The sequence below is a fragment of the Kordiimonas sp. UBA4487 genome (genome assembly GCF_002389025.1).
Taxonomy (GTDB): Bacteria; Pseudomonadota; Alphaproteobacteria; order Sphingomonadales; family Kordiimonadaceae; genus Kordiimonas; species Kordiimonas lacus.
Genome location: NZ_DGNR01000002.1, coordinates 271,882 through 298,086, shown reverse-complemented (window position 1 = coordinate 298,086; position 26,205 = coordinate 271,882). Strand labels below are relative to the sequence as shown.

19 protein-coding genes are annotated in these 26,205 nt (G+C 58.4%); 7 read left to right on the top strand and 12 right to left on the bottom strand.

The window, feature by feature from the left end:
* Window positions 1-16 precede the first annotated feature (16 nt).
* The 3 genes from B3Z17_RS01310 (at window position 17) to B3Z17_RS01300 (ending at window position 3,508) form a co-directional block, all read left to right on the top strand.
* Window positions 17-1,222, top strand: coding sequence for a diaminopropionate ammonia-lyase (locus B3Z17_RS01310; RefSeq protein WP_286828238.1), 1,206 nt, complete (start codon window positions 17-19; stop codon window positions 1,220-1,222).
* Entirely contained in the window at window positions 1,219-2,493 is a 1,275-nt protein-coding gene (locus B3Z17_RS01305; RefSeq protein ID WP_286828236.1) for a Zn-dependent hydrolase, read from the top strand. Before B3Z17_RS01310 ends, B3Z17_RS01305 begins: the two co-directional genes overlap by 4 nt.
* 97 nt (window positions 2,494-2,590) lie before the next feature.
* Window positions 2,591-3,508 carry an alpha/beta fold hydrolase gene (locus tag B3Z17_RS01300; RefSeq protein WP_286828235.1) on the top strand — a complete coding sequence of 306 codons (918 nt, stop codon included), beginning with the start codon at window positions 2,591-2,593 and terminating at the stop codon, window positions 3,506-3,508.
* Between the two features lie 131 nt (window positions 3,509-3,639).
* Here the strand turns inward: B3Z17_RS01300 and B3Z17_RS01295 are convergent, their stop codons facing one another.
* From B3Z17_RS01295 to B3Z17_RS01275, 5 genes are all read right to left on the bottom strand, one after another.
* Window positions 3,640-5,085: a YfcC family protein gene (locus B3Z17_RS01295; protein ID WP_286828234.1), complete on the bottom strand. Its 1,446-nt coding sequence runs from the start codon at window positions 5,083-5,085 to the stop codon at window positions 3,640-3,642.
* 7 nt (window positions 5,086-5,092) lie between these two features.
* Window positions 5,093-6,973, bottom strand: coding sequence for a CocE/NonD family hydrolase (locus B3Z17_RS01290; protein WP_286828233.1), 1,881 nt, complete (start codon window positions 6,971-6,973; stop codon window positions 5,093-5,095).
* Window positions 6,974-7,120: 147 nt separating this feature from the next.
* Entirely contained in the window at window positions 7,121-9,976 is a 2,856-nt protein-coding gene (locus tag B3Z17_RS01285; RefSeq protein ID WP_286828232.1) for a TonB-dependent receptor plug domain-containing protein, read from the bottom strand.
* A 321-nt stretch (window positions 9,977-10,297) separates the two neighbouring features.
* Window positions 10,298-10,636, bottom strand: a complete 339-nt coding sequence (locus B3Z17_RS01280) for a hypothetical protein (protein WP_286828231.1) — start codon at window positions 10,634-10,636, stop codon at window positions 10,298-10,300.
* A 118-nt stretch (window positions 10,637-10,754) separates the two neighbouring features.
* Window positions 10,755-11,645 (bottom strand): LysR family transcriptional regulator, encoded by an 891-nt coding sequence (locus B3Z17_RS01275; RefSeq protein WP_286828230.1) that lies wholly within the window; start codon window positions 11,643-11,645, stop codon window positions 10,755-10,757.
* Between the two features lie 569 nt (window positions 11,646-12,214).
* Between B3Z17_RS01275 and B3Z17_RS01270 the strand changes: the two genes are divergently transcribed.
* The 3 genes from B3Z17_RS01270 to gabT all read left to right on the top strand — a co-directional run bounded on the left by B3Z17_RS01270 (window position 12,215) and on the right by gabT (window position 15,843).
* Window positions 12,215-13,048, top strand: a complete 834-nt coding sequence (locus B3Z17_RS01270; protein WP_286828229.1) for a LuxR C-terminal-related transcriptional regulator — start codon at window positions 12,215-12,217, stop codon at window positions 13,046-13,048.
* Between the two features lie 87 nt (window positions 13,049-13,135).
* Complete coding sequence (locus B3Z17_RS01265) at window positions 13,136-14,560, top strand: NAD-dependent succinate-semialdehyde dehydrogenase (protein ID WP_286828254.1); 1,425 nt, start codon at window positions 13,136-13,138, stop codon at window positions 14,558-14,560.
* A 2-nt stretch (window positions 14,561-14,562) separates the two neighbouring features.
* The gene (gene gabT, locus B3Z17_RS01260; RefSeq protein ID WP_286828228.1) at window positions 14,563-15,843 is read left to right on the top strand and encodes a 4-aminobutyrate--2-oxoglutarate transaminase; all 1,281 of its coding nucleotides are present in this window, start codon (window positions 14,563-14,565) and stop codon (window positions 15,841-15,843) included.
* A gap of 75 nt (window positions 15,844-15,918) precedes the next feature.
* Here the strand turns inward: gabT and B3Z17_RS01255 are convergent, their stop codons facing one another.
* Complete coding sequence (locus B3Z17_RS01255; RefSeq protein WP_286828227.1) at window positions 15,919-18,162, bottom strand: xanthine dehydrogenase family protein molybdopterin-binding subunit; 2,244 nt, start codon at window positions 18,160-18,162, stop codon at window positions 15,919-15,921.
* A gap of 2 nt (window positions 18,163-18,164) precedes the next feature.
* Window positions 18,165-18,626, bottom strand: coding sequence for a (2Fe-2S)-binding protein (locus B3Z17_RS01250; RefSeq protein WP_286828226.1), 462 nt, complete (start codon window positions 18,624-18,626; stop codon window positions 18,165-18,167).
* Between the two features lie 194 nt (window positions 18,627-18,820).
* On the opposite strand from B3Z17_RS01250, the gene B3Z17_RS01245 reads away from it, so the two are divergent.
* On the top strand, window positions 18,821-19,474 hold the full coding sequence (locus tag B3Z17_RS01245) for a TetR/AcrR family transcriptional regulator (RefSeq protein ID WP_286828225.1): 654 nt from the start codon (window positions 18,821-18,823) through the stop codon (window positions 19,472-19,474).
* Window positions 19,475-19,507: 33 nt separating this feature from the next.
* On the opposite strand, the gene hydA is transcribed toward B3Z17_RS01245, so the two are convergent.
* The 5 genes from hydA to B3Z17_RS01220 all read right to left on the bottom strand — a co-directional run bounded on the left by hydA (window position 19,508) and on the right by B3Z17_RS01220 (window position 26,168).
* Complete coding sequence (hydA, locus tag B3Z17_RS01240; protein ID WP_286828224.1) at window positions 19,508-20,890, bottom strand: dihydropyrimidinase; 1,383 nt, start codon at window positions 20,888-20,890, stop codon at window positions 19,508-19,510.
* 18 nt (window positions 20,891-20,908) lie between these two features.
* On the bottom strand, window positions 20,909-22,363 hold the full coding sequence (locus B3Z17_RS01235; RefSeq protein ID WP_286828223.1) for an NCS1 family nucleobase:cation symporter-1: 1,455 nt from the start codon (window positions 22,361-22,363) through the stop codon (window positions 20,909-20,911).
* A 70-nt stretch (window positions 22,364-22,433) separates the two neighbouring features.
* The gene (locus tag B3Z17_RS01230) at window positions 22,434-23,318 is read right to left on the bottom strand and encodes a nitrilase-related carbon-nitrogen hydrolase (RefSeq protein ID WP_286828222.1); all 885 of its coding nucleotides are present in this window, start codon (window positions 23,316-23,318) and stop codon (window positions 22,434-22,436) included.
* A 13-nt stretch (window positions 23,319-23,331) separates the two neighbouring features.
* Complete coding sequence (locus B3Z17_RS01225; protein ID WP_286828221.1) at window positions 23,332-24,828, bottom strand: CoA-acylating methylmalonate-semialdehyde dehydrogenase; 1,497 nt, start codon at window positions 24,826-24,828, stop codon at window positions 23,332-23,334.
* An 8-nt stretch (window positions 24,829-24,836) separates the two neighbouring features.
* On the bottom strand, window positions 24,837-26,168 hold the full coding sequence (locus tag B3Z17_RS01220) for an aspartate aminotransferase family protein (protein ID WP_286828220.1): 1,332 nt from the start codon (window positions 26,166-26,168) through the stop codon (window positions 24,837-24,839).
* Between the last annotated feature and the right edge of the window lie 37 nt (window positions 26,169-26,205).

Genomic DNA, 26,205 nt, shown 5'->3' with positions numbered 1-26,205 from the left:
CAATCAAGAGTGTCCCATGCTCCTTCTTAACAACCACCCAAACAGCCAGAAAGCGCTCCCTAACGAGATTCAGCAGGCTTTCACAGAAGCAACTTGCCAGGATGTCATCAAATCATTCAGGGCCGTGGGTAGCGAACTCAATGCCACACCTTTACATCAGATGCATAATCTGGCTGACGAGTTTGGTGTTGCCTCGATTGCCATCAAAGACGAAGCCCACCGGTTAGGCTTGGGAAGCTTCAAGGCCCTGGGCGGGGCCTATGCAGTGTTCCGCCATTTTGAGGAAAAGCTTGGCGCACTTGATGACCTAAAACCCGATCAGGTTACATATCAAAACCCGACCTCCCGCGCGATTGCTGCGGCCATCACTGTAGCCTGCGCTACCGATGGCAATCATGGAAAGTCCGTGGCCTATGGCGCAAAGAAAATAGGTGCCCGCGCCCACATTTTCCTTCACCGAGATGTAAATCCTGAACGCGCCGATGCGATCGCTCAGTTTGGTGCAAAGCTACATTATGTGGATGGCACTTATGACGATGCCATTAAATACGCAGAAACAATAGCCAAGGCAAATGGATGGAGCCTGATATCGGATACTTCATGGCCTGGATATGAAGAGGTGCCTCTTACCGTCATGCAGGGATACACTATTCTCGCTCAGGAAATGCTCCAGCATCTTCAGAAGCCCCCAACTCATGTCTTTTTACAAGCGGGAGTTGGCGGAATGGCTGCGGCCATTTCAGCATTTTTCAAATCAGCATTAGGCGAAAGATGCCCCAAGATTATTGTTGTGGAACCTGAAAGCGCTGCATGTATCCAAGCTGGCATTCAACAAGGTTCTCCACATAAGGTTAGCGATGAGACTTCGACTGTAATGGCCATGTTGGAATGCTATGAGCCTTCCCATCTGGCTTGGAAGATTCTCACCCATACGGCCACAGCTACGCTATCCATTGAAGATGAAGCGGCAATAAACGCGTTACGCCTACTGGCGAAGCCTTATGGGAACGACCCACACATTGTTTCTGGAGAAAGCGGCGGCGCTGGGCTTGCCGGCTTTTTGCAGGTTGCATCGAACCCAGACCACAGAAAAGTTTTGGGAATTGATCATCAATCACGCATCCTCGCAATCAACACAGAAGGCGCAACAGCCCCAAAGCTCTATGCCGACCTACTAACCAATCATAGCCGTTTATCGGATGTGCCGGAGCAAGACGCGTGAACAGGAAAAATATAACACTCAATGCTGATCGGTTGCTATCTCGACTAGAACAACTTGGGGCGACAGGAAGAAGCCAGTCCGGTGTTTTGACACGACTGGCAGCATCAGATGAAGACAGAGCCGGACGTGACTTGTTGGTCAGTTGGCTGGAAGAAGCTGGCCTAGAAGTCAAAATTGATGGCATTGGAAACATCTTCGGCCTTTGGAAGCCCCCTCAAGGCCATGATCTTTCCCCGCTCATGATCGGGTCTCACATTGACACTCCAATAAATGCCGGCATTCTGGACGGCTGTTATGGCGTGATCGCTGGCCTTGAAGTTATCCAAAGCCTTCAAGAGGCGGGGCACACAGCTTCCAGGCCGCTCATGGTAGCAGCATTTTCAAATGAAGAAGGCGTTCGGTATGCGCCCGACATGATGGGCTCTCTGGTCTATGCCGGTGGCTTACCTTTGGATGAAGCGCTCGCGACCGTTGGCACCGATGGCACTGTCCTTGGCGATGAATTGCGCCGGATTGGCTACCTGGGCGAAAACCAACCAGGCTTTGTAACGCCGTATGCATATCTTGAACTGCATATCGAACAGGGGCCCATACTTGAACGCAAGGGAATTGACATCGGGGTGGTGGAAAACCTGCAAGGAATTTCATGGCAGCGGGTAACCATCAATGGACAAGCCAATCATGCGGGTACGACGCCAATGTCGATGCGTAAGGATGCAGGTGTCGCGGCTGCCAAGGTTATCACTTACCTGCACGAAACCGCATGCCGCTCTGAAACAAGCGTTGCCACTGTTGGAACCCTGTCCTTCAGACCGAATGCGATTAATGTTGTGCCCTCCCAGACAACCCTGACCGTCGATCTACGAGACCCGTCAGAACAAGAACTCCGGAAACTGGAGCAAGACTTGAAGCATTTTCTATCTGAACTGGCCGCAGATTCTGGACTAAAGATCGAATGTGAAAGGCTGGCTCGATTTGAGCCGGCCGAATTTGCCCCTGAAATTGTCGCCATGATTGAAAAGATAGCCCAGAACGATGGATTGACGACACTAAGGATGACATCAGGTGCCGGCCATGACGCACAGATGATGGCTCGCATTTGCCCATCTGCCATGATTTTTGTGCAAAGCGAAGATGGCATCAGCCACAACCCGAGGGAACATACGCCCACGCCAGACCTTCTAAATGGCGCAAACATCTTACTGAAAGTGATTCTAGAATTGTCGAGAGATAAGAACAGCACACAGGGAGTTGGACAGGAACTTCGGTAATTTGGAGGCTCAGACACCACGCCCATACCTACAGCTTTTCTGCGGCGTCCGCACCAAAGTCACATTGAACTGCTCACTTCAACGAAAGATTTGCTTCATGGCCAATATGCCTCTTTTTTCAAGATTAGCCACTCACCTGGACACCTGCTGCGCCCAAAGCAGGATGAAGAAGGTCCTCTCTGGTTTTCCTGGCCACAGCCGAGATGACATCCGTTTCTTCAAAGGAAGATCCGCACAATACCGCTATCGTGAAAGAGGCCAAGGAACACCTATTGTCTTTGTGGCTGACCCTCCTGTGACACTGGAGTTTTACGACGAATTGCTGGACCGGTATGCCTCCCACTTTCGTGTCATCATTTTTGAGATCCCGGCTATGGGTTTCACTGTCCCACGCTTTGGTCTGGATTTCACCTTTCCGTCCATTAATGACAGCATCATAGAATTTCTGGAATGTGTTGTAGGCCCGTCTGCAATACTGGCCTTTTCCTGCGTCGCGGGGTTAGGGGCAGTTGATATTGCGAACAGGCGCCCAGACTTGGTGAGCCGTCTTGTTCTGATTCAGACCCCGTCCTGGGCTGAAGAAATTCAGTGGAAAAAAACACGAGACCCAAAGAAGATTCTGGCGAAACCCTTCATCGGCCAAATTGTCATGAACTTCCTGAAGAAAAACCGTGCTCCCGCTTGGTTTTCGCTGGTTCTCGGCAACAAAGATTATTACCAGCCCTTCAGCGCAATGGCGCAACAGACAATAGCGGAAGGTGCAGGGTGGGCCCTTGCCAGCGCATTCCAACGATATTTGCCTGATGACGGGCCTGACCTCCCCCTGATCAAGCAGCCGTTTCTCTGTCTCTGGGGTGATCTGGATGGCAGTCATCTGCAAACAGACAAACAGTCCAGTCTGTCATTTGGCCCGAAAGGAAATATTGTCCGCTATCATGACCTGGGCCATTTCCCGGAGCTGGAAAGCGTTGATCGGATCTACGGGGATATCTCTCACTTCATCACAGGCGGATAGCGCGCATCTCCTGCAGCTTTAAAAATTACGCAACCCACAAAGCCCGCGTTTTGAGAGATGGAGACATTCTTCCGACTTGGAGTAGATGCCCGCCCCTTTCGACCGCAGCTGCTGGACATCCGCACCCAACCCTAAAATCCGATTTCAATTGAAACAGTCAGCAGGATCATCGCGACAAATGAGAAAATGATCCAAAGCGGGAAGATGAATTTGGCCCAGCGCCCCCAGCCCACCTGCGCGGTGGCCAGATAAGCCAGCAGCGTGCCGGATGTGGGCGTGATCATATTGGTCAGGCCATTGCCGAACAGGAAGGCCATCACGGTGGTTTGCGGCGGCACGCCCGAAAGCTGCCCGATCGGACCCAAAATCGGCATGCTGACCGCCGCCTGGCCCGAGGTGGACGGGATCAGGAAATCCAGCAGAAGCTGCGAGACAAACATGCCCTGCGCGGCCACGATGGCGCCGCCATCGCCGATCATGCCGGTCAGGCCGTGCACGACCGTATCCAGCACCTGCCCTTCCGACAGCACGATCGACACGGCAGTCGCCACGCCGATCAGGAAGCTGGCCATCAGCACCTTTTTCATGCCGTAAACGAACGCATCGGCCGCTTCGCTGGCGCCAAGGCCACTGGCCGCAGCCAGCGCAACACTGAGCCCGATATAGTAGGCCGACAGGCCATCATGGTGCCAATGCCACCGGTTGGACGCATAGACCAGAAGCGCCACCCCCAGCACCAAAAGAACCAGGCTGGCAGTTTGGCGCGGGTTCAGGCGTTCCTTTGTGAATTCAATGGTCTGTGACTGACCATAGGCTGCGTCGCGGCGCACCACCCACAGCATGAAGGCAATGCCCACAGCCAGGAACACCAGATAGAAAGCGAAACGCACACCGGCGCCGCTGAAAATCTGCAACCCGACAAGCGGCTGCGCGATGGTGAGCGGGATCGGGTTGGTAACAGACGTGAGATAGCCCACTTTCACAGACACCGTGACAATCGCGAGGCCAATGATACGGGACATGCCCAGCCGCTCCGCCATCGCCGCCATCACCGGGATCACAAGCAGATATTCGGACGCCAGCCCAAGGAAGGTACTGCCCGCGGAAAAGACAACCATCAGCCCCGGCACCAAGATCAGCATATTGCCCTTAAAGAGGCTCAGCAGCCGTTCAAGCCCGGCGTCAATCGCGCCCGTTCGGGTCAAAATCCCGAACATGCCGCCAATGATCAGCACCATGAAGATCAGGCCCGATGCCCGGTCCAGCCCCTTGGGGATCGCCATGGCGGTTCCAATCAGGCCAACGGGTTTGGCGATGTCCTGGCTTTCACTTGGCACCGCGAACAGGCTGGCGGGCGACCGGTCTTTGTCCAGCACCTGATAGCTGCCCGGCACAACCAGCTTGCCGTCGCGCGCATAGCGGCCAGAATCGACCGCATAGGTCAGCACCATGGCCAGCAGCAGAATGCCCAGCAAAATCACGATGGGATTGGTGGTTTTCTTGCGCGCCTCGGCCTTGATGTCCGCCGTGCTGTCAGCAGTGGCCTCTTCCTTACGGGTGTTGATCTCAAGGCTCATTCGGCGGTCACTTCCCTTGGCTTATGGGTAACAGAATATGGGATGGACGGGTTTCGTCCATAAAAATCCGGTTCCGGGCACGCATGGTGGTGGTCCAGTTCCCTTCCGGCTCACCCGTATTGGGGTTCAGGTCGAAATGCGGAAAATTGCTGCTGGCAATATCCACCCGGATACGGTGGCCTTTGCGGAACAGGTTGGCGGTGGCGAACAGTTCAATCGTCAGCTCATACACCCGGCCAGCCTCCATCAGTTCCGGATGCTCCCAATCGTCGCGGTAGCGCGCGCGCAGGATGCCGTCGGTGATATTCATGGCGAAACCGGCTGGATAGTCCTTGCCAGGGGGATACACATCCACCAGCTTGACCGTGAAATCCGTGTCCGGGCAATCAGACGCCACCCACAGCCGCGCCTCAATCGGCCCGGCGACGCGGATGTCGGCCTCAAGCGGGGCTGTCTCGAACGACAGCACGTCAGGCCGGTCCTTCAGGTCCCGTCCGGGCGATGTGCAGCCGAAGAAGCTGTCCTGTTCGCGCTGATCAAAGGCCCCGCCAGTCATCAGCGGCTCGCCTGATGTCACGGCGCCGCCGATGGTTGGCGTGGGCTGCCGGGGGTCGTAGATATAGTCTTCAAAAGCTTCGCGCCCATGCGGCGCCTGCGGGCGCAGGCTGCCACCTTTCGTCAGGAAAAAGGCCGTGGGCGCGCCCTGGCCTACCGGCCAATCGGGGAAGCTCAGCCACCGGCCGCCGTGGCTCAGGCGCCCGCTTGCATCTGCGTCGCCACTTCCGCCGCCCATGACAAACAGGCTGACCGGCTTATGTTCATCAAACATCGCGTCGGCCTTGCCCTTCAGATAGCGGTCAAACCAGTGCAGGCGATAGTCAAGATAATCCATGCCGAAATGGTGTTCAAAAACAGCGTCGTCGCCAAAGTCCACGTCACCGGCATAGGAAAAGGACCGCTGCCCGTGGGTCCAGGGCCCCATGGTCAGAAACACGGGGCTTTTGCGCCCCTCCCGAAGGCCCTGATAATTGGTGATTGAGGTGGCCACATAGGGGTCATACCAGCTGCCCATTACCATCACCGGGATGTCAGGCATATCACCGTACCGCCCGAGGGCCGACAGGCCGCGGCGCTGCCAGAAAGGCCCGTATGTGCCGTTCTGCCACTGTTCGAACAGGTAGGCCTCATATTCCGGCGCGGCGCTCAGGGGTGAATGCCCGGGCGTCCAGGGCATGTCGTGGAACCAGTCTGTCAGCCTGACGGCTTCAAGCGCGGCTTTGCGCGCCGGGTCAGCGGCTGTTTTGGGGCTGAGAAGCGCATGCTTGTAGGCCCAGGTGACCTGCTTCAGCTCAAACGCGCCGCCGCGGCGGATGCCGCCATGATAGGCGCTGGCGAAACCGCCTGAGTCCATGAACATGGCGGAAAGCCCGGGCGGATTCAGGCAGGCGGCGGAAATTTGTGTGTGCGCGCCATAGGACACGCCAAAAGTACCAATCTTACCGTCGCACCAGGGCTGGTCCACAATCCAGGCCATGGTGTCAAAGCCGTCCTCGGCTTCATTCAAATATTTGGAAAAGGTGCCTTCTGACCCATAGCGGCCCCGGCAATCCTGCATCACAACCACATAGCCGTGGCGGGCGAAATAGCGGGCGATTTCTGTCCTGGGGCGCGGCGCGGGGTGGGCGACAGACCGCTCTGACCTGTTCAGCCCCTGCTTGCCATATGGCGTGCGTTCCATCAGGACCGGCCATCTGCCGGACTTGAGGTCACTAAAAGCGCTGGGGAGATACACGTCTGTTGCCAGGCGGACGCCGTCACGCATTGTGATCATGACATCCTGCATGACTGTAAGCTCTTGCGGCGATGTATCCTTGCCGATGTGAACCAAGATGGAACTCCCCAACTACGCGATTTGATCTGTGAAGCGGATGCTCCACCCGGGTTCGAATACAGCCGGAACCCGGGTGGAAGCGTTTGGCCCATGGAGCCAACATTGTGTGAAACGGGCACCCCGAACAGGTGCCCGGTCCGGTGCTTAGAATTTGGCCCGGAAGCCCACAGAGAAGCGGCGACCCAGCACATCATAGGTGCCTGCATCCGTGTTGTGGTTACCGCGCGAGGCGTCCCCAATCAGCGGAGGCTTGTTGTTGAAGACATTGTCGATGGTGGTGTAGAGCGACAGGTCATCCGTGAACTGGTAGCTCACCGTGGCATCGAAATAATGCTGGTCACCGATATAGGGGCGGAAGAGGTTCTCGGGCTCTTCGTTCCCAAGGGCCACGCGTTCGTCCGTTACCTTGCCGATATAGCGGTAGCGCACGGAGGCGGTCAGCGCGTCGCGGCGGTAGGTTACCCGGCCGGTCATGCGCCATTTCGGGTTGGCCCGGCCACAGATTGTACGCACGCCCACGGCGCCCGCGCATTCGTTGGCCTCAAGGATCGGGCTGCCCTGGGTGATCGAGTCAAACAGCCGCGTGCCCGCAAGCTTGATGTCGAAATCGCCGCCCATGGCTTCGAACCCGTAGGCTGCGTTAAAGTCCACACCCTTGGTCTCAAGCGCCGCGATATTCTGGTTGAACAGCGACACTTTCGACAGCTGACCATCGCTTTCACGGGCCGTCAGCACGGCACAGAAAGGATCGTTCAGATCAAGCGCAACCGCGCAAGCATCGATCGTGGACTGCAGACCACCGCCAAACGTCGCGATCGCATCCTGGATTTTGATGCTGTAGAGGTCGGCTGACAACAGAAGCCCCGGCACAGCCTCTGGCGTATAGACAGCGCCGATCGACCATGTGTCGGAGGTTTCCTCGTGCAGGTCCGGGTTGCCGCCGAACAGGGCTTCAATCTGGATATTGTCCTGCGTGTAGGTGTCGATATTGGCCTCAGGAACGCCCAGCTGGACACAGAAGTCTGCCTCAGCCGCTGTCCGCGTTGGGTTCCGGACGATGTCACAGAAATCAGTCGCGCCAGGAAAGCCGTTGGATTGACCCAGGAACAGTTCGTTGATGTTCGGGGCCCGCACAGCACGCTGGTAAAGGCCACGGAACTTGATGTCAGGGACCGGGCGCCATTCGCCGCCGATCTTGTAGCTCGTGACACCGCCCGCAGTTGAATAGTCAGAGAAACGGATGCCCGCTTCAAGACCCAGATATTCTGCGCCTGTTACGCCTTCCAGGATCGGGATAACGCTTTCGAGATAAATCTCTTTCACGCTGTAGCTGCCTGCGGTGTCGAGACCGCCAGAGAAGCCGTCAATATCGCCGGCCTGCAGCACAGGGTCATTGAAGTTTTCGGCACTTTCCTTGCGGTATTCCACACCCACAGCAACACCGAGCGGGCCTGCTGGCAGGTCCATCACATCACCTGCGATGTTGGCACCCACCTGCTGCTGCTGAACGTTTGTCTGGTTCGATGCTGTAACCGTAAGGAAATCAACCATTTCCTGGGTCATCACACCCGCACCAAACGGGTTCAGCACCACACAGCCGTTGGATGTGTCGGCACACTGTGAAGGGTCGCCGTCGCTAACCAGCAGGCCTTGCTGGAAGCGGGAGATGGAGATATTGCCTTGCTGGCGCTGGCTTTCTTCTGACCGCCCGAAGTTGTAGAACACTTCCCAGCGCATGCCGTCAAAAACGTCACCGTTCAGGCCTGCCACCACACGCCACATATCGCGGGTGTTATCCTCGATCCGTGGGCCGGCCTCTTCCATCCGGCGGCGGATACCACTTTGAACAATGCCGTCAGCGTCCGTGTCCATCTGGGCGAATACGTCCCGCACGGCCGTTGGCATATAGGGGTTCGCCAGCGAGAAATCGAAGCCGGATTCAGAGAAAGGCGTCGGCGCCAGCTGGCGGTTGATTTTCGAATGGGTGTACGTGAGTTCGGTAAAGAACTCGACGCCTTCGGTGACCTCATAGTTTGCCGTGCCGGAGATGTTCCAGCGCTCAAGCGGCAACTGCAGTGCGTTTGTCGGTGCGAAATTGTAGCGGTCTTCCGGATCCTGGAACGTGCGGGCCTGGCCGCTGTCGGTAATGATGACACCGCCAGAAGTGATGGGCGTGCCGAAGCTGTCAAGGATACCAAGGTTATCGAGCGTGTTCGAGTTGAACCGGCCCTGTGGGATGGTGGTTGACCCACCCGGCACAAAGACCGGATTGCCGTTATCGTCTGTATCTTCCGCAAATTGAACGGCAGAGAAATCACGCTCTGACGCGTTGGTTTGCACACGCTTGAAATAGTTGCCGCTGAGGGTCACGTTGCCGCGCCCGTCGCCCAAATTGCTGCCAAGCGTGAAATCGACATTATAGCGTTCGCTGTCGCCTTCCTGGGTCAAGCCATACTGGCCGCCAACCTGCATGCCTTCGAAATCATCTTTCATGATGAAGTTGACGACACCCGCCATGGCGTCGGAGCCATACACGGCAGACGCGCCGCCGGTGACCACCTCAACGCGTTCGATCAGTGCAGGCGGGATGTTGTTGAGGTCCACAACGCCCGTGGTACCGTTACCCACCATGCGGCGGCCGTTCACCAGCACCAGCGTGCGGGCTGTGCCCAGGTTCCGCAGGTCAACGGTTGCGGAGCCGGAGCCCGGGTTGTTGGTGGACGGGCCGTTACTGCCGACTGTCTGCGGCAGGGCATCCAGGATGCGGTCCACTTCCACCGTCGCGGCAAGCGCGATTTCCTCACCTGACACCACATTCACGGGGCTGTTGGCAACAATGTCCTTACGCGGAATGCGGGAGCCGGTAACCACCACCTCCTCGAACGTTTCCATCGTATCCTGTTCCTGAGCCACCGCCGGCATCGCCAACGCGCCGGACCCAAGAAACGTGCCTAGCATTAGCATGCTGATGCGCGACTGTTTCATTTCTGTATTCTCCATCTTTATGGTCCTCCCAGAACCGTTACACACGGGGTTTTCCCCTTTGTTCAAAAGATCCCGGAAAGCCTAAGTGTGGAGGCAAGGCACATTCAATATTATGAGAATTTGGCGCTATCCCATTCCGCTTTTGCATGACCAAACTTGCGGCATAAACGTCGGGCTGAAGGCCTGGCAAAAAAGAAGGCGCCGCTGGGGGACGCCTTTAAGGGGAAAGTGCTTGGAGCTGTGCCTCCTTGAAGAGGGCTGTTGTTCCTTCTTGGGAGGAAGGGTCAGGGGGTAACGGGTTGGGCGGGCGCGAGGGAGATCGGAAGTCAGGCTACGTCAGACAACCTCGCTTGCATGGCACTCAACAATATTTTCAATCACAAAGCCTTGCGCTGTTGGGAACAGGGTCCGGATACGGGCGGCGAGTTCAATTTCATCCATCACAATCATCACCACATGCTGGGTATCTGCCCAGCGGCTGCTGAAAATGGGATGGTCTTCATTGTTCTTCATGCATGCCCTGACCTCGCCGTTGAAGACACTGACATCAAAGGCCCGCAGCGGGGTGCCGGAGCGGTAGCGCTCAACGGCCGAGAGCTTCTTCAGCACGCCCGTCGGGGAGAGGATTTCTTCAAGGTCCCCGTTCGCGTATAAGTCTGCAGGCTGCATATTCATTGGTCCATATCCCGTTCTGGTCATCACTTGGGACAAGCCTGAGGCCATTACTGGAAATGCTCAATAGTATGAAAAATTATTGCCCGGCCATTCCACTTGCGAATAACGGAGGCCCAAATCAGCGACTTTTGAAATAGGCCTTGCAGTGGCTAAAGAAGGCCGTCGCGGCCCGCGACATGGGGATTTGTGACGAGGTCACGAACGCGTAGCTGTGTTCGATGTTGGGCCGGAACGGCACAAGGCTGACCCCCAGGCCCTTATAGGTTCTGCCCATCAACTCATTGACAAAGGCCACCCCCACCCCCTGGGCAGCAAGCGCACAAGACGCGCCAATGGCGTGGGTTTCGGCCTTCACATTCATCCATATGCGGGCTCCGCGGAAAGCGTCTTCTATCTGGCGCTGGAAGGCCTTGCCCTTGCCCAGCAGGATCAGCGGCTGGTCCTTCAGGTCGTGCGGGGTGACAAACTCGCGTTTCTCAAGCGGGTGACCCTTCTTGAACACGCATACGGTGCCCGCAGACACAATATGTTCCACTGACAGATGCGGGTGCGAAACCGGCAACTTCAGGAAGCCGCAGTCCACCGCGCGGCACACGGCACGCTCCACAATGGTTTCATGGTTCCGGGAATCCACTGTGAATTTGATATCCGGGTAGGCTTTCAGGAAACTGGCGATCGCGCCTGCCAGCACGCCCTCAACAAAGCTGGGTGGCCCCACAACCCGCAGCTGGCCTTTGGCCAGGTTCCTTAGGTCATCAGCCAGAAGTTCAATCCGGTCGAAGCTCGACAGCGCCAGATCCACTTCCTGGCACAGCTCCACGGCTTCCGGTAGCGGCGTCAGGCGGCCCTTGTCGCGGTGGAACAGCTCCAGGCCCAACTGGTCTTCAAGCTGCGCCAGCTGGCGGCTGACAGCAGATTGGGTCAAGCCAAGGTTATGCGCCGCATCGGTCACAGACCCGGTGCGCATGATTTCGCGGAAGCTTTCCAGATGCTTTGACTTGGGCCTCACCAGATGTGTCCTGCATAGATTATGGCTCCCACCAAAATATGCGCTATCCGTACCTTATGCAAAAACATTCCGTAATAGCTATAGGTCATTCCCAAACCGCATAATGGTCTTTCACGAGAAGCGCCCCAGAAATGGCGAAGGCTCTACCCCAAAAAATCAATCCTGTTGAAATTGGGAGTGATAATCCGCGCAGGCAGAACGAATTCAAGGTCGCAAAACGGTGTCTCTTCGAAGGCTTTAAGATACTTCAAGCAGGGGTCCCTGTTGCCGGTGAGCCTCCGAAACCTGTGCGCAAAACGCTGAAACTGGTCGGAGCGCCATCCCAGGCTCTCACCCGTTAAATACGGATGGTATCAGTCAACTCTCGGGGGTCGGTTTTTTGGGTTGATACATGCGAAACTTGCCCATCCTCAGTGGGCAGCCCACAGAATCATGCTTTTGACCAAGCTGCGACGCGGATCAAAATTGATGGACCTGCTTGAAAAGTCTGTCGCACATTGGATAAATCACCGCTAGGTTGGCATTTGCATCAAACGCCCCAAAGGCACCGAAGGAACACAACAGGCTTTATGGACCGGAAAACCCTGACAGCATGGCATGAATGCCTGGGAAAAATCCTGCGCGAAAGCGATGACAAAGCGGCGGTCACATCGCTGGTCGTGCACCTGAAGACATTGTTTCGGGCCAACAGCGTGATCCTGATGGTCTATCGCGCGGGCAGCAGCCCCGTGTTCCTGCATAACGATACTGGCCACAGCTGGCGCAAGAATAATTTCGACGACTATATCGCCGCCTTCTATATCCTTGATCCCTTCTATCAGGCTGCGCTCAACCTGTCAGAAGACGGCTTGTTGGGCCTTGAAGAGATCACACCGCCGGACTTTCACAAAAGCGAATATTTCGAAGCCTGGTACCAGCAATCAGGCCTGAATGATGAAGTGAACTTCATGGCCCGTCTGGCTGACGGCAGCGTGGTTGCCCTGTCGCTGGCGCGGACCATTGATGCCCCGCGCTTTTCCGCACGCGACCTTGAAGACATGCGCATGATCGCGCCTGTCGTGTGCGGGCTTATGGCCACGCGCTGCAGCGGCGCACACAAGGAAACGGAAAAGGGGCGGCGCCTGCATGTGGAGCTGCAGTCTGCCCTGGGGGCCTTTGGCCGGGATATCCTGACACCGCGTGAGTTCGAGATCATGCAGATGCTGATGCACGGCCACCCGGCACGGTCGGTCGCGGATCAGCTTTCCATCTCCATGGAAACGGTGAAGGTCCACCGCAAGAAGATCTATGCCAAGCTGGACATCGGCACCCATGCAGAGCTGTTTTCCCTGTTTCTCGCTGCCTTGGAAAATACAGACACCACGCTGGGCGACGACCCGCTGAAGGCCTATTTGGGCGCCTGAGCCTGAGATCATCCCCCTAAGGGGGTATTTCCCAAAATCATGGCCTGAGCCACACTCACCAGAATTCCATGGGAGTATCTGGTGACTATGTTGACGATTGAGAATAAAAGCCTGCTGCCCGGCAGTGGGACAAACAGTTTTAGCGTAACGAATCCAGCCACGGGCGAGACCATCGCTGCGGTGACCGACATGACGGAAGCTGACGTTATGGCCGCCGTTGACCGCGCGGAAGCGGCTCTGCCCGCATGGCGCGACGCGCTGGCGAAGGAGCGCGCGGCAACGCTGATGCGTTGGCATGACCTGATCGTGGCCAATCAGGAAGACCTGGCGCGCATCATCACGGCTGAATGCGGTAAGCCGCTGGCGGAAGCACGCGGCGAAGTGGCATACGGCGCCAGTTTCATCCAGTGGTTCGCCGAGGAAGCCAAGCGCGTTTACGGCGATACAGTGCCAAGCACCCTGCCCGGCAAGCGCATCATGGTGATCAAGCAGGCGATCGGTGTCGTCAGCGCCATCACGCCCTGGAACTTCCCGGTCGCGATGATCACCCGCAAGGTCGCGCCTGCGCTGGCCGCTGGCTGCACCGCGATTGTACGCCCGGCCGAGGCCACCCCGCTGTCCGCCATCGCCCTTGAGGTTCTGGCGCTTGAGGCTGGCATGCCCAAGGATGTGCTGCAGGTTGTGACGTCGGAAAAGCCGCAGAAGGTTGGCGAAATCCTGACCACGCACCCGGCCATCCGCAAGTTTTCCTTCACCGGCTCCACCGCCGTGGGCAAGCAGCTGCTGGTGCAGTGTGCAGGCACGGTCAAGAAAGCGTCGATGGAACTGGGCGGCAACGCGCCTTTCATCGTGTTTGATGACGCGGATATCGATGCCGCTGTCGCAGGTGCCATGGTCAGCAAATATAGGAACGCCGGGCAAACATGCGTGTGCGCCAACCGCTTCTATGTGCAGGACGGCGTTTATGATGCCTTTGTCGAGAAGTTCGCGGCTGCAGTTGAAAAACTGAAGGTCGGCAACGGTGCCGATGATGGCGTGACTTGCGGCCCCCTGATTAACCAGGCGGCTGTCACCAAGGTAACCAGTCTTGTGGAGACAGCTGTCGCAAACGGCGCCAAGGCCGTGACCGGCGGCGCACGCCACGACGCCGGCGACAACTTCTATGCCCCGACAGTCCTCAGGGATGTTCGCCACGACATGGCGATCACCCAGGCTGAAATCTTTGGCCCGGTGGCGCCTGTCTACCGCTTCACGGACGAAGCCGAAGTGATCAAGCAGGCCAACGACACGCCATACGGCTTGGCCGCCTATTTCTATGCCCGGGACCTCGGGCGCGTTTTCCGCGTCATGGAAGGGCTTGAGTACGGCATGGTGGGTGTCAATGAGGGCATCATCTCAACCGAAGTGGCGCCTTTTGGCGGCGTCAAGGAAAGCGGGCTGGGGCGCGAAGGATCGCGCTACGGCATCGATGACTATCTTGAAATCAAATACTGTCTGTTAGGAGGGCTTTAATTATGAGTAACGCAGACCTTTGGGCGCGCCGCGAGGCCGCCGTTGCCCGCGGTGTTGGCACCATGCACGCCCGCTTCACCTCGCACGCCAAGAACGCCGTTCTGTGGGACGTGGAAGGCAACCGCTATATCGACTTTGCCACCGGTATCGCCGTGAACAACACGGGCCACAGCGACCCGCGCATTGTTGAGGCGGTCAAGGACCAACTCGATAAATTCTCGCACAGCTGCTATCAGGTGAACCCGTATGAAAGCTATATCGCGCTTGCGGAAAAGCTTAATGCGGCAGCCCCTGGCGACACACCGAAGAAATCCATTTTCCTGACGACAGGCGCAGAAGCCGTTGAAAATGCGGTGAAAATTGCACGGGCCGCCACTGGCCGCCCCGGCATCATCGCCTTCAAGGGCGGCTTCCATGGCCGTACCATGATGGGCATGGCGCTCACCGGCAAGGTGGCGCCCTACAAGATCGGCTTCGGGCCCTTCCCATCAGACGTGTTCCACGCGCCCTACCCGATTGACTATCACGGCGTCACAGAAGCAGACAGCCTGAACGCGCTCGACGCCATCTTCAAAGCGGACATCGAACCATCTCGCGTGGCGGCCATTATCCTTGAACCCGTTCAGGGCGAAGGTGGCTTCTATGCCGCCAGCCCATCCTTCATGAAAAGCCTGCGCAGCGTTTGTGACGAGCACGGCATCCTGTTGATCTGTGACGAAATCCAGACCGGGTTCGCCCGCACCGGCAAACTGTTCGCCACTGAGTACAGCGGCGTGGAGCCCGACCTGATGACTGTGGCCAAGGCCATGGCTGGCGGCTTCCCGATCAGCGGCGTGGTGGGCAAGGCCGAAGTGATGGACGCAGCAGCCCCTGGTGGCCTTGGCGGCACTTATGGCGGTTCCCCGCTTGGCTGTGTGGCAGGCCTCAAGGTGATGGAAATCATCGAACAAGACGGCCTGTGCGACCGCGCGAATGAGATTGGTGATCTGTTCAACAAGCGGCTGACCTCACTGCAGGCAGAGCTGCCGAATGTCATTGGCAATGTGCGCAACCTGGGCGCCATGATCGCCATGGAACTGGTTGAGGACGGCGACGCTGACAAACCGAACGCGGTCCTTACGGGCGCCCTTGTGAAGGCTGCGGCTGAAAACGGCCTGATTCTTCTGAGCTGTGGTGTCCGCGGCAATGTGATCCGCTTCCTGCCAGCCCTGACTGCGCCAACCGCGGTGCTGGAGGAAGGCTTGGACATCCTCGCAACTACCCTCAAGAACCTGGCTGCTTAATCGCAAGCTCAGCGTTCCCTAACTTGACCCCGAACTGCCGACTTGAACAGTTCGGGGTTTTTGTTTGTCGTGACGTCAAACGAAATCAATATGCTTGTTAAACGGCATTTCGCGCAGGCGCTTGCCGGTGGCGGCGAAAATGGCGTTGGCAAGCGCTGGCGCGGCCGGCGGCACTGGCGGTTCTCCAATGCCGCGGATCTGGTCAGAATTCTCAAGCCCACGCACAATGATGTCAGGGCACTGATGCAGCCGCATGGCTTCATGGTCATAGAAGTTCTGCTGCTCGGCCATTCCGTCCGAATAAGTGATTTCGCAGTTCATGGCGTGTCCAAGGCCAAACACCACACCACCCTTGACCAGATTGTCAAAATTGACCGGGTCAATCACGCGACCAACTTCCGCCGCCACATAGACCTTGTCGATCCTGATGCCATCTGGCGTGTTGGTTACCTCAACCACTTCGGCGACCGGCACACCGAAGCTTTCAACAAAGGCGACACCGCGCCCTCGGTTCGGGCCCAGGTCGCTGCCCCAGTTTGACATTTCGCCCACAGCCTCCAGAACGGCGCGCGCCAGCGGTTCCTGACACATGCGGATGCGTTCCTCCAGCGGGTCAGCACCCGCAGCAATGATCAGCTCATCCAGGAAACAGTCAGCAAAGAAACCGTTGGTTGACGCGCCTACAGACCGCCAACTGCTGACTGGGGCAAGGCCATCTGTTCGGTAGCCCGTCATGCGGAAGTTCGGCAGGGCATAGGGCAAGTTCCACGCCCCAGCGGCAATCTGCCGGTCCGCGCCTGGAGGGGCAACCTGGTTCTGGCGCGGCAGCTGCGACGCCTGCACCGACGGGCTGGCAATCCCAAGGTCATAAGCGTCAACACGCCCGTCCTTGACCGCCCCCCGCATCCGCCCCATGGAAATCTGGCGCGGAAAATCATGGGCGAAATCTTCTTCACGGCTATAGGTCAGCTTCACCGGCGTGCCGCGCATGGCCATGGCCACTTCGGCAGCGCGCTTGACATGCTCGTCCTCAAGCCGATGGCCAAAACTGCCACCCGCATACTGGTTGTGAAGGCGCACCTGATCCGGCTCCACACCCACAATGCCCGCCACATTGGCCTGCACAAAGCGCGGCAACTGGCTCGCAGTCCAGACATCCACGCCGTCGTCCGTGACCAGCACGGTCGCGGAGATCGGCTCAAGCGGCGCGTGGGCCACATAGGGCGCGCGGTACTCGGCTTCCACGACGTCAGCACCTGAAAGCGCCGCTTCAACGTCGCCCTCTTCGCGCCAGACATTGTCGATATGGTCATCATTGAAAGAACCCGCGAGCAAGTCCCAATGGCCTTCCATCTCGGATGGGTAGCTCACAGGCCCCCATTTATAGTCAATGGCGTTCGCGGCCTGAATGGCGCGCCAGGTATTGTCCGCCACCACGGCGACACCGCCGGTAACCCGCATGATTTTCTTGACCCCGCGCATACCTTCGGCGGCACTTGCATCATAGCTGATCAGTTCCCCACCTTGGCGCGGGTTCAGCTTTACGGTCGCATGCACCATGCCGTCGAACTCGAGGTCGATCCCGTAGGTCAGCGTGCCGGTGGATTTGGCCACAATGTCCAGCCGCTGTTGTGGCTTGCCGATATAGCGCCACTCATCTGGGTCCCTCAAGGGCACATCCGCGACCGGCTCAAGATTTGCGGCTGCAGCCGCAAGGTCCTCGTAGGGCACGCGGGTGCCGTCCGGCAGCATCACCGCGCCACCTTCGGTCTTGAGCGCACTGACCGGCACACCAGATTGCTGTGACGCCGCTTTCTTGAGCGTTTCGCGTGCCACTGCGCCCGCGAGGCGGAGCTTGTCGAACGAGTCCGGGACAGCGCTTGAACCGCCGGTCACCTGCGCGCCCATCAGTTTGATCACGCCGCCCATCACATCGCGCATGGTCTCTGCTGCGAAACTGTCATCGGTCGACATGAAAGGCACAGCCTCGGTCGCCAGCGCGGTGTTATAATAGGCCGGTGCCGGGTCGCCCGGGCTTACGTTCACGGCAAGCGGGTCCACATCCAGTTCTTCGGCGATCAGCATGGCCTGCATGGAGCGTACGCCCTGCCCGATGTCTGCGTGCGGCGCGATCAGCGTCACACCGTCCGCATCAATCTTCACCCAAGGCGTTAGTGCTGCTTCACCATCCTTAAGGTCTTTGAGAAGTGGGTTTGCATGCGGTTTCTTGACCATATAAAAGCCAAAAGCCACCCCGCCGATCACGGCGGCAGAGCCGACGAGGAATGCGCGACGGGTATAGGTCTTGATCTTGCCCATGATTACGCCTCCTGCAGCTTGGCGGCGGCTGATTTCACAGCCTCGCGGATGCGTGGGTAGGTGCCGCAGCGGCACAGGTTGCCAGACATGGCATCATCAATGTCCTGGTCCGTAGGGTTCGGGTTTTCAGCGAGAAGTGACGCAGCCTGCATCACCTGTCCCGACTGACAATAGCCGCACTGGGCCACCTGGTGATCGACCCACGCCTGCTGGACGATATGCAGTGCGTCTGGCGTACCAAGGCCTTCAATCGTCGTAACCTCAACACCCACTGCATCCGCCGCGGGCACCTGGCAAGACCGCATGGCTACGCCGTCGATATGGACCGTGCAGGCACCGCACTGGGCGACGCCGCAACCATATTTCACACCCTTGATGTCAAGCTCGTCCCGAAGCACCCACAGAAGAGGCATATCCTCTTCCACATCAACGTCATATGACGTGCCATTGACTTTAATCTGCATCGTGGGCCTCCCGGATTTATGCGGCGCATTCGCCAACTGTAACAAGAAACTTGCATTCATCAAAAAACATAATCAGAATTATGTTTCTGTTTTATGTTGTATCTGACAACCGCTTGTCAAGGACGGAACACCGGAAATTGCATTGACGACGTGAATGCGATACTCCTGACCGGCGGTGATGTGTGAGGAAGTCTGTGTCGAACAAATGGATGGAAGACCTGGAGTGGAAGAACCCTCCGAAGCAGTCGAGAAGTGAACGCACGCGCGATTCCCTTCTGGATGCCGCCGAGCGCCTGTTCGGAGAACACGGCGCCGACGCCACTTCCGTTACCGATATTGCCAAGGCGTCAGGCTGTTCAATCGGCGCACTCTACCACCATTTCAAGGACAAGGCGGCGCTGAAGGAAGCGCTGTTCGCCCGCGGGGCACAGCGGATAGAACGCTCGAGCGCCACGGCCCTCGACCCCGCCATCTGGGAAGGGGCAACCATCATTGACATCCTCAAGCGCTATCTTGAGTTCACGCTGCAGATCGAACAGGAAAGCCCGGGCTTCAAGACAGCCATCAAGGAAGCCATCAAGGACCGTGCAGACCTATGGCAACAGTTCAGCGCCATTGAGCATAAGCTGTTTGACGGCTTCCGCGCGCTCCTGATGATGCGCACGGGTGAGATTGGCCACCCTGACCCAGAGCTTGCCATCAGATTCATCATCGACCAGTGCAAGGCCATGATCGTGGTGCGCTGCGACCGCACGACCGACTTCGACCAGCTAAGGGACGTACCCGATGCGGTGTTTGTGGATGAGTTCCTGCACTCAGCCAGAGCCTATCTGCAACTGCGCAAATAGATAGGGCGGCCAAAGCCGCCCTTCCCTTACCTTTTAGCGTTTGAACGCCGGCCGCTTGATAAAGCGGCCATCCCCCTTGTTGGTGAACAATTCGCCATTCTTGTAACGCACCCTGCCCTGGCTAATGGTGTGGGACGCAAGGCCCGTCACTTCCATGCCTTCGAAGATGTTGAAATCCACATTCTGCTTGTGGGTTTTGGCGGAAATGGTCTTGGTCGCCTCCGGGTCCCACACCACGATGTCGGCGTCCGCGCCCTCTGCGATCCGGCCCTTCCTGGGGTAGATATTGAAGATACGGGCAGCGTTCGCGCTGGTGGCGCCAACAAATTCTTCCATCGTCAGCTTGCCGGTGCGCACACCGTGGGTCCACAGCACCGCCAGCCGGTCCTCAACGCCTGCCGTACCGTTCGGAATTTTGGTGAAATCATCCTTGCCCATGGCTTTCTGGTCGGCACAGAAACAGCAGTGGTCGGTGGCGGTAGTCTGCAGGTTGCCGGACTGCAGCCCTTTCCACAGCGCCTCCTGGTGATGCTTTTCCCGGAATGGCGGCGACATCACGTGGGCGGCGGCATATTCGAAATCCGGATGCTTATAGACGCTGTCGTCGATCAGCAGATGCCCCGCAAGCGCCTCACCATAGACGCGTTGGCCCGCGAGCCGCGCGCGGATGATTTCGTCCAGCGCGTCCTTGGTGGACACATGCACAAGATAAAGCGGCACATCAATGACTTCTGCCAAGCGTGCGGCACGGTTGGCAGCCTCGCCTTCCGCAGCCGGCGGGCGGGACAGTGGGTGAGCTTCAGGCCCGGTCATGCCCGCTTCCATCAGCTTTTTCTGCAATTGGAACACCAGTTCGCCATTTTCCGCGTGGGCGGTGACGATCGCACCCAGCTCCCGCGCGCGGGTGAAGCTGTTATAGAGCACCTCATCTTCGGCCATGATGGCGCCTTTGTAGGCCATGAAATGCTTGAAACTGTTGATGCCTTCCTCGTTCACCAGGCGGCCCATGTCTTCGGCGACGCCGTCGCCCCACCATGTGACAGCCACATGGAAGCTATAGTCGGCGCAGGCTTTTTCAGCCCAGCCGCGCCATGTATTGTAGGCTTCCATCAGCGGCTGTTGTGGGCTTGGGATCACAAAATCAATGATCATGGTGGTACCGCCCGCAAGGCCTGCGGCTGTGCCGGTATAAAAGTCCTCCGACGCCACGGTGCCCATGAACGGAAGCTGCATATGGGTGTGCGGGTCGATCCCGCCGGGCATCACATACTGGCCGCCCGCGTCAATCACCTCAGCGCCTGAGGGCACGTCCAGGTTTTCGCCGACAGCCTTGATGATCCCGTCCTCGACATACACATCAGCACGCTTGCGCGCGTCAGCATTGATAACGGTTCCACCACGAATAAGAAGTGACATAACAACGTCCCCTTTAGGTTATTTTCGAGCGAGCGCTAGATACAGAAGGCCGGCAACAAACAGGCCCGCGAACCAGGCGTAGCTATAGAGTGTGTCAAAGACGGCTGGTACGGTGTCCACGGCACCCGCTGCATGCAGGAAGCCCGGCAGATTCGGCAGAACGCCAACCACAAGCGCAATCAGACCGGCACTGTTCCAGGCACCGTAGCGGCCTGCATGGGTGAAAAGCGCGTCCTTATCCAGTTCGCATTTGCGGATCAGGAAATAGTCCACGATCAGGATGCCCGCGATGGGCCCCAGAAGCGCCGAATAGCCAATCAGCCAGGTGAACAGGTAGCCGCCCGCTGTTTCCAGCAATTTCCACGGGAAGATGGCGATACCGATCCCCGCGGTGATATAGCCGCCCATGGTGAAACTGATCTTGGATGGGCTGAGGTTCGAAAACCCATACGCCGGGGCCACCACATTGGCGGCCAGGTTGGTGGTGAGCGTGGCGATCACAAGCGCCGCCAGCGCCACAACAACGCCCATGCCGCCCATGCGGCCCGCGAGTACGACCGGGTCCCAGATAGCCTCACCATAGATGGTCACGGTCGCGCTGGTCACGGCCACGCCGATGAAGGCAAAGAGAGCCATCGGGATCGGCAGACCAATCGCCTGCCCGAGCATCTGGTCCCGCTGTGTTTTGGCGAAGCGAGTGAAATCCGGGATGTTGAGCGCCATTGTCGCCCAGAAGCCAACCATCGCCGTAAGCCCAGCGATGAAGGTGCCCATGAACTGGCCTTCCTTTGCGCCGCCCGGGCCGAACTGGCTGGGGGTGGACAGCATGGCGCCAAAGCCGCCCGCCTCGATATAGGCCCACGCCAGAAGCGCAAGGCCCATCAGGATCAGGAAGGGGGCTGCGTAAGTCTCAAGCCAGCGGATGCTTTCCGTACCGTGCTTGATGAAGAACAGATGGATCGCCCAGAAGGCAAGGAAGCTGAGCGTCTGGGCGATATCAATGCCCAGGAACGGCAGTGGCGTGCCGTGGAACATATTGTCCGTCAGGCCGTTGAGGATCACATAGATCGCGCTGCCGCCCACCCATGTCTGGATACCGAACCAGCCGCAGGCCACCAGCCCACGCGCGAGTGCCGGGATGCGCGCGCCCTTGGTGCCGAAGGCGGAGCGCAGAAGCACTGGGAACGGCACGCCGTGCTTGGCGCCAGCATGACCGATCAGGATCATCGGCACCAGCACAATCACATTACCCAGCAGCACCGTCAGGATCGCCTGCCACCAGGCCATGCCTTCCGATACCAGCCCGGCGGCCAGCATATAGGTGGGCACACAAACGACCATCGCCACCCAAAGGGCGGCGAAGGCTTTCCAGTCCCATGTGCGGGCGGCGGCGTCTGTCGGTGCAAGGTCGGCGTTCCAGAGGTCCGCGTCGTAGGACACGGCCCCGGTTTCCGTTGACGTTTCGTCGTGCATATCACTCCCCCTTTTCAAGGTCCCCTGTGCTTTGCTGCGGCGTCCCCCGATACCGCAGCAACCGGGATGGTTATTCCCCTTCTGTCAGGCGGCCATAAGTGCTTGGGCGCCTGTCACGGAAAAACTGCCAGCCGTTCCGGACTTCCTGAACCATGCTCATATCCATGTCATGGATGATCAGTTCGTCCTTGTCGCGGCTGGCTTCTTTCTCAATCTGTCCGCGCGGATTGACGAAATAGCTCTGGCCGTAAAATTCGCCGATGTCCCAAGGCTGTTCGTGCCCAACACGGTTGATCGCCCCGATCCAGCAACCGTTTGCGGCGGCGGATGCGGGTTGTTCCAGTTTCCAAAGATACTCAGACAGGCCCGCAACAGTGGCGGACGGATTGACGATATACTCGGCCCCATTGAGTGCCAGCGCACGCCAGCCCTCCGGGAAGTGGCGATCATAGCAGATATAGACCCCAAGCTTACAGTATTGCGTTTCAAAAACTGGCCAATTCGATGCGCCGGGCTTGAAGAAGAATTTCTCCCAGAAACCGGCAACCTGCGGGATGTGGGTTTTGCGGTATTTGCCCAGATAGCTGCCGTCGGCATCAATCACGGCGGCGGTGTTATAATAAACGCCCGTCACGTCATCGCGCTCATAGATCGGTACCACGATCACCATTTTGTATTTCGCTGCATATTCCTGCATCAGCTTGGTGGTCGGGCCGTTCGGGATCGGCTCCGCGCTTTCATACCATTTGGCGTCCTGGCTGGGGCAGAAGTAAGGCTGGGTGAAGACTTCCTGGAAGCACAGCACCTGCACGCCCTTCTCGCCTGCTTCCTCAATCAGCGGGATATGCGCTTCGATCATCGCCTTGCGGATGGTTTCCGGGTCATTGTCTGTTGAGGACTTGAGCGCCATCTGAATGAGGCCACCCCGGAGTGTGTTAGTTGAATTCGTCGTCATAAAATAACCCCTCTTAGCCCATGCTCGGGAAATTAAACTCTGCGCCCGCGCGAATGCCCGTGGGCCAGCGCGAGGTAACGGTTTTCAGTCGTGTATAAAAATGAACGGCTTCCGGCCCATAGATGCCGTGCGCGCCGAAAATGGATCGCTTCCAGCCCCCAAAGCTGTGGTAGGCCACGGGCACTGGAATGGGCACATTCACGCCCACCATGCCCACCTGGATGCGGTTGGCGAAATCGCGTGCGGCGTCACCGTCCCGAGTGAAGATGGCGGTACCGTTTCCGTATTCATGCGCGTTGATGAGGTTCACGGCCTCGTCATAGCTTCCTGCCCGCAACACGGATAGCACCGGGCCGAAGATTTCCTCGCGGTAGACGGTCATTTCAGGCGTCACGCGGTCAAGCAGCGTCCCGCCAACCCAGAAACCGCCTTCATATCCCTGAAGCCGGAAGTCGCGGCCATCCACGACCACGTCGGCGCCTTCGCTTTCGCCCTTGTCAATCAGGCCAACAATGCGGTCCTGCGCTTGCTTCGTGATCACCGGGCCCATTTCGGCGTCTGGATCAGTGCTTGGGCCGATCCTGAGCGCCTGCACCTGCGGCGCCAACTTGGCCACCAGCCGGTCGGCAGTTTCCTCACCCACCGGCACGGCAACAGACACGGCCATGCAGCGTTCACCGGCCGAGCCGAAGCCCGCGCCCATCAGTGCGTCAGCCGCTTGGTCAATATCCGCGTCTGGCAGGATGATCATATGGTTCTTGGCGCCGCCCAGCGCCTGCACCCGCTTGCCCGCCGTGCAGCCACGGGAATAGATATATTCCGCGACGGGCGTTGAGCCCACGAAGCTGACAGCCTGTACGTCCTTATGGTCTAGGATCGCATCCACTGCGTCCTTGCCGCCATGCACGACATTCAGCACGCCTTCTGGCAACCCGGCTTCCCTGAACAGGTCATACACCAGGTTTGCGGACGACGGGCCGCGCTCGGACGGCTTCAGCACGAACGTGTTGCCGCAGGCCACCGCCATGGGGATCATCCACAAAGGCACCATAGCCGGGAAATTGAAGGGCGTGATGCCCGCCACGACCCCGAGCGCCTGGCGTTCGGCACAGCTATCGATCCCGGGGCCAACATCGCGGCTGAAATCACCCTTGAGTTTTTCAGGGATGCCGCAGGCATACTCGACGACCTCGAGTGCCCGCGTCACCTCCCCGAGTGCATCATCGTGGGTCTTGCCGTGCTCCACAGAAATCGTCCGCGCCACCTCATCGCGCCGCGCGTCCAATATGTCACGCAGGCGGAACATCACCCGAGCACGCTTGGCCGGGGGTGTGGCAGACCAAGTTTCAAAAGCCTTCTTGGCGGCGGCGACGGCAGCGTTCACTTCCGTAGCCCCGCCCATGGCGACATCGGCGATCTGCTCGCCTGTCGCCGGATTATAGACAGGCGCGGTCTGGCCGGATGAACCAGCTGTGGCCGCGCCTTCAATGATATGGTTGATCAGTGCCATTTGCGTATTTAATCCAATGACTTGAGGATATCGCGCAGGGTTCCAAACGCGAAATCAATGTGAGATTTTTCAATGATCAGGGGCGGCGACAGCGCGATGGTGTCGCCCGTTGTGCGGATCAACAGCCCGGCCTCATAGGCCTTCAGGAAAGCTTCAAACGCCCGCGCGGTTGGCTTGCCAGGACGCGGTTCAAGTTCGATCCCCGCGATCAGCCCCATGTTCCGAAGATCGATCACATTCGGCAGGTCCTTCAGGCTATGAACTGCGTCTTCCCAGTAGGGGCTCAGTTCGCTGCCGCGGGTCAACAGGCCTTCTTCCTCGTAGGTGTCGAGGGTGCCGAGCGCCGCCGCGCACGCCATCGGGTTGCCAGAGAATGTATAGCCGTGGAAGAACTCCACCATATTCTCAGGCCCTGTCATGAAGGCGTCATAGATTTTATCCTGCACGAACACCGCGCCCATGGGGATCACGCCGTTCGCCAGCGCCTTGGCGGTCGTGACGATGTCGGGCTCGACACCAAAATGGTTCGCCGCGAAAGGTGAGCCCAGGCGGCCATAGGCGGTGATCACTTCGTCAAAGATCAGGAGGATGCCGTGCTTGTCACAGATCGCGCGCAGGCGTTCCAGATAGCCCTTGGGTGGCAGGATCACGCCCGCGGACCCCGCGAGCGGCTCCACGATCACGGCTGCTATCGTGGAAGGGTCATGCAATTCGCAGAGCCGCTCCAGGTCGTCGGCCATCTCTGCCCCGTTCGGAGGCTGGCCGTGGGAGAAACGATTGCCTTCAATGCCATGCGTGTGACGCATATGGTCAACGCCAGTCATCAGGCTGCCGAACATTTTGCGGTTGGCGGGCATGCCGCCCACGCTCATGCCGCCGAAGTTCACCCCGTGATAGCCCTTCTCGCGCCCGATCAGCCGCACACGCTGGCCTTCGCCGCGCGCCCGGTGATAGGCGATGGCCATCTTGAGCGCGGTCTCAACTGACTCTGACCCCGAATTGGTGAAGAAGACCTTGTTCAGGTCCCCCGGCATCATGCGCGCAAGACGGCTTGCCAGCTCAAACTGTTTGGGGTGCCCCATCTGGAAGGCGGGCGCATAATCCAGCTCTGCCGCCTGTTTCTGGATGGCTTCGACAATACGCGGCCTGTTGTGGCCTGCGTTGCAGCACCAGAGGCCGGCGATGCCGTCGAGCAGATCCCGCCCGTCCGACAGTTTAAAATAAATGCCGTCCGCGCCCACCACCATACGCGGGTTTGCCTTGAACTGGCGATTTGCCGTAAAGGGCATCCAGTAGGCTTCAAGATCGTTCGCTTTCGCGCCAGCGCTTAGTTCACTCATGTCCCCCTCCCCAGGTTGACGTTTGCGACTATCGGCC

Bases quoted from the DNA above. Each gene is read 5' to 3' on its own strand.
- B3Z17_RS01310 (WP_286828238.1), top strand. From the start codon at position 17: ATGCTCCTTCTTAACAACCACCCAAACAGCCAGAAAGCGCTCCCTAAC.
- B3Z17_RS01300 (WP_286828235.1), top strand. From the start codon at position 2,591: ATGGCCAATATGCCTCTTTTTTCAAGATTAGCCACTCACCTGGACACC.
- B3Z17_RS01295 (WP_286828234.1), bottom strand. From the start codon at position 5,085: ATGAGCCTTGAGATCAACACCCGTAAGGAAGAGGCCACTGCTGACAGC.
- B3Z17_RS01285 (WP_286828232.1), bottom strand. From the start codon at position 9,976: ATGGAGAATACAGAAATGAAACAGTCGCGCATCAGCATGCTAATGCTA.
- B3Z17_RS01280 (WP_286828231.1), bottom strand. From the start codon at position 10,636: ATGAATATGCAGCCTGCAGACTTATACGCGAACGGGGACCTTGAAGAA.
- B3Z17_RS01270 (WP_286828229.1), top strand. From the start codon at position 12,215: ATGGACCGGAAAACCCTGACAGCATGGCATGAATGCCTGGGAAAAATC.
- B3Z17_RS01265 (WP_286828254.1), top strand. From the start codon at position 13,136: ATGTTGACGATTGAGAATAAAAGCCTGCTGCCCGGCAGTGGGACAAAC.
- gabT (WP_286828228.1), top strand. From the start codon at position 14,563: ATGAGTAACGCAGACCTTTGGGCGCGCCGCGAGGCCGCCGTTGCCCGC.
- B3Z17_RS01255 (WP_286828227.1), bottom strand. From the start codon at position 18,162: ATGGGCAAGATCAAGACCTATACCCGTCGCGCATTCCTCGTCGGCTCT.
- B3Z17_RS01250 (WP_286828226.1), bottom strand. From the start codon at position 18,626: ATGCAGATTAAAGTCAATGGCACGTCATATGACGTTGATGTGGAAGAG.
- hydA (WP_286828224.1), bottom strand. From the start codon at position 20,890: ATGTCACTTCTTATTCGTGGTGGAACCGTTATCAATGCTGACGCGCGC.
- B3Z17_RS01235 (WP_286828223.1), bottom strand. From the start codon at position 22,363: ATGCACGACGAAACGTCAACGGAAACCGGGGCCGTGTCCTACGACGCG.
- B3Z17_RS01230 (WP_286828222.1), bottom strand. From the start codon at position 23,318: ATGACGACGAATTCAACTAACACACTCCGGGGTGGCCTCATTCAGATG.
- B3Z17_RS01225 (WP_286828221.1), bottom strand. From the start codon at position 24,828: ATGGCACTGATCAACCATATCATTGAAGGCGCGGCCACAGCTGGTTCA.
- B3Z17_RS01220 (WP_286828220.1), bottom strand. From the start codon at position 26,168: ATGAGTGAACTAAGCGCTGGCGCGAAAGCGAACGATCTTGAAGCCTAC.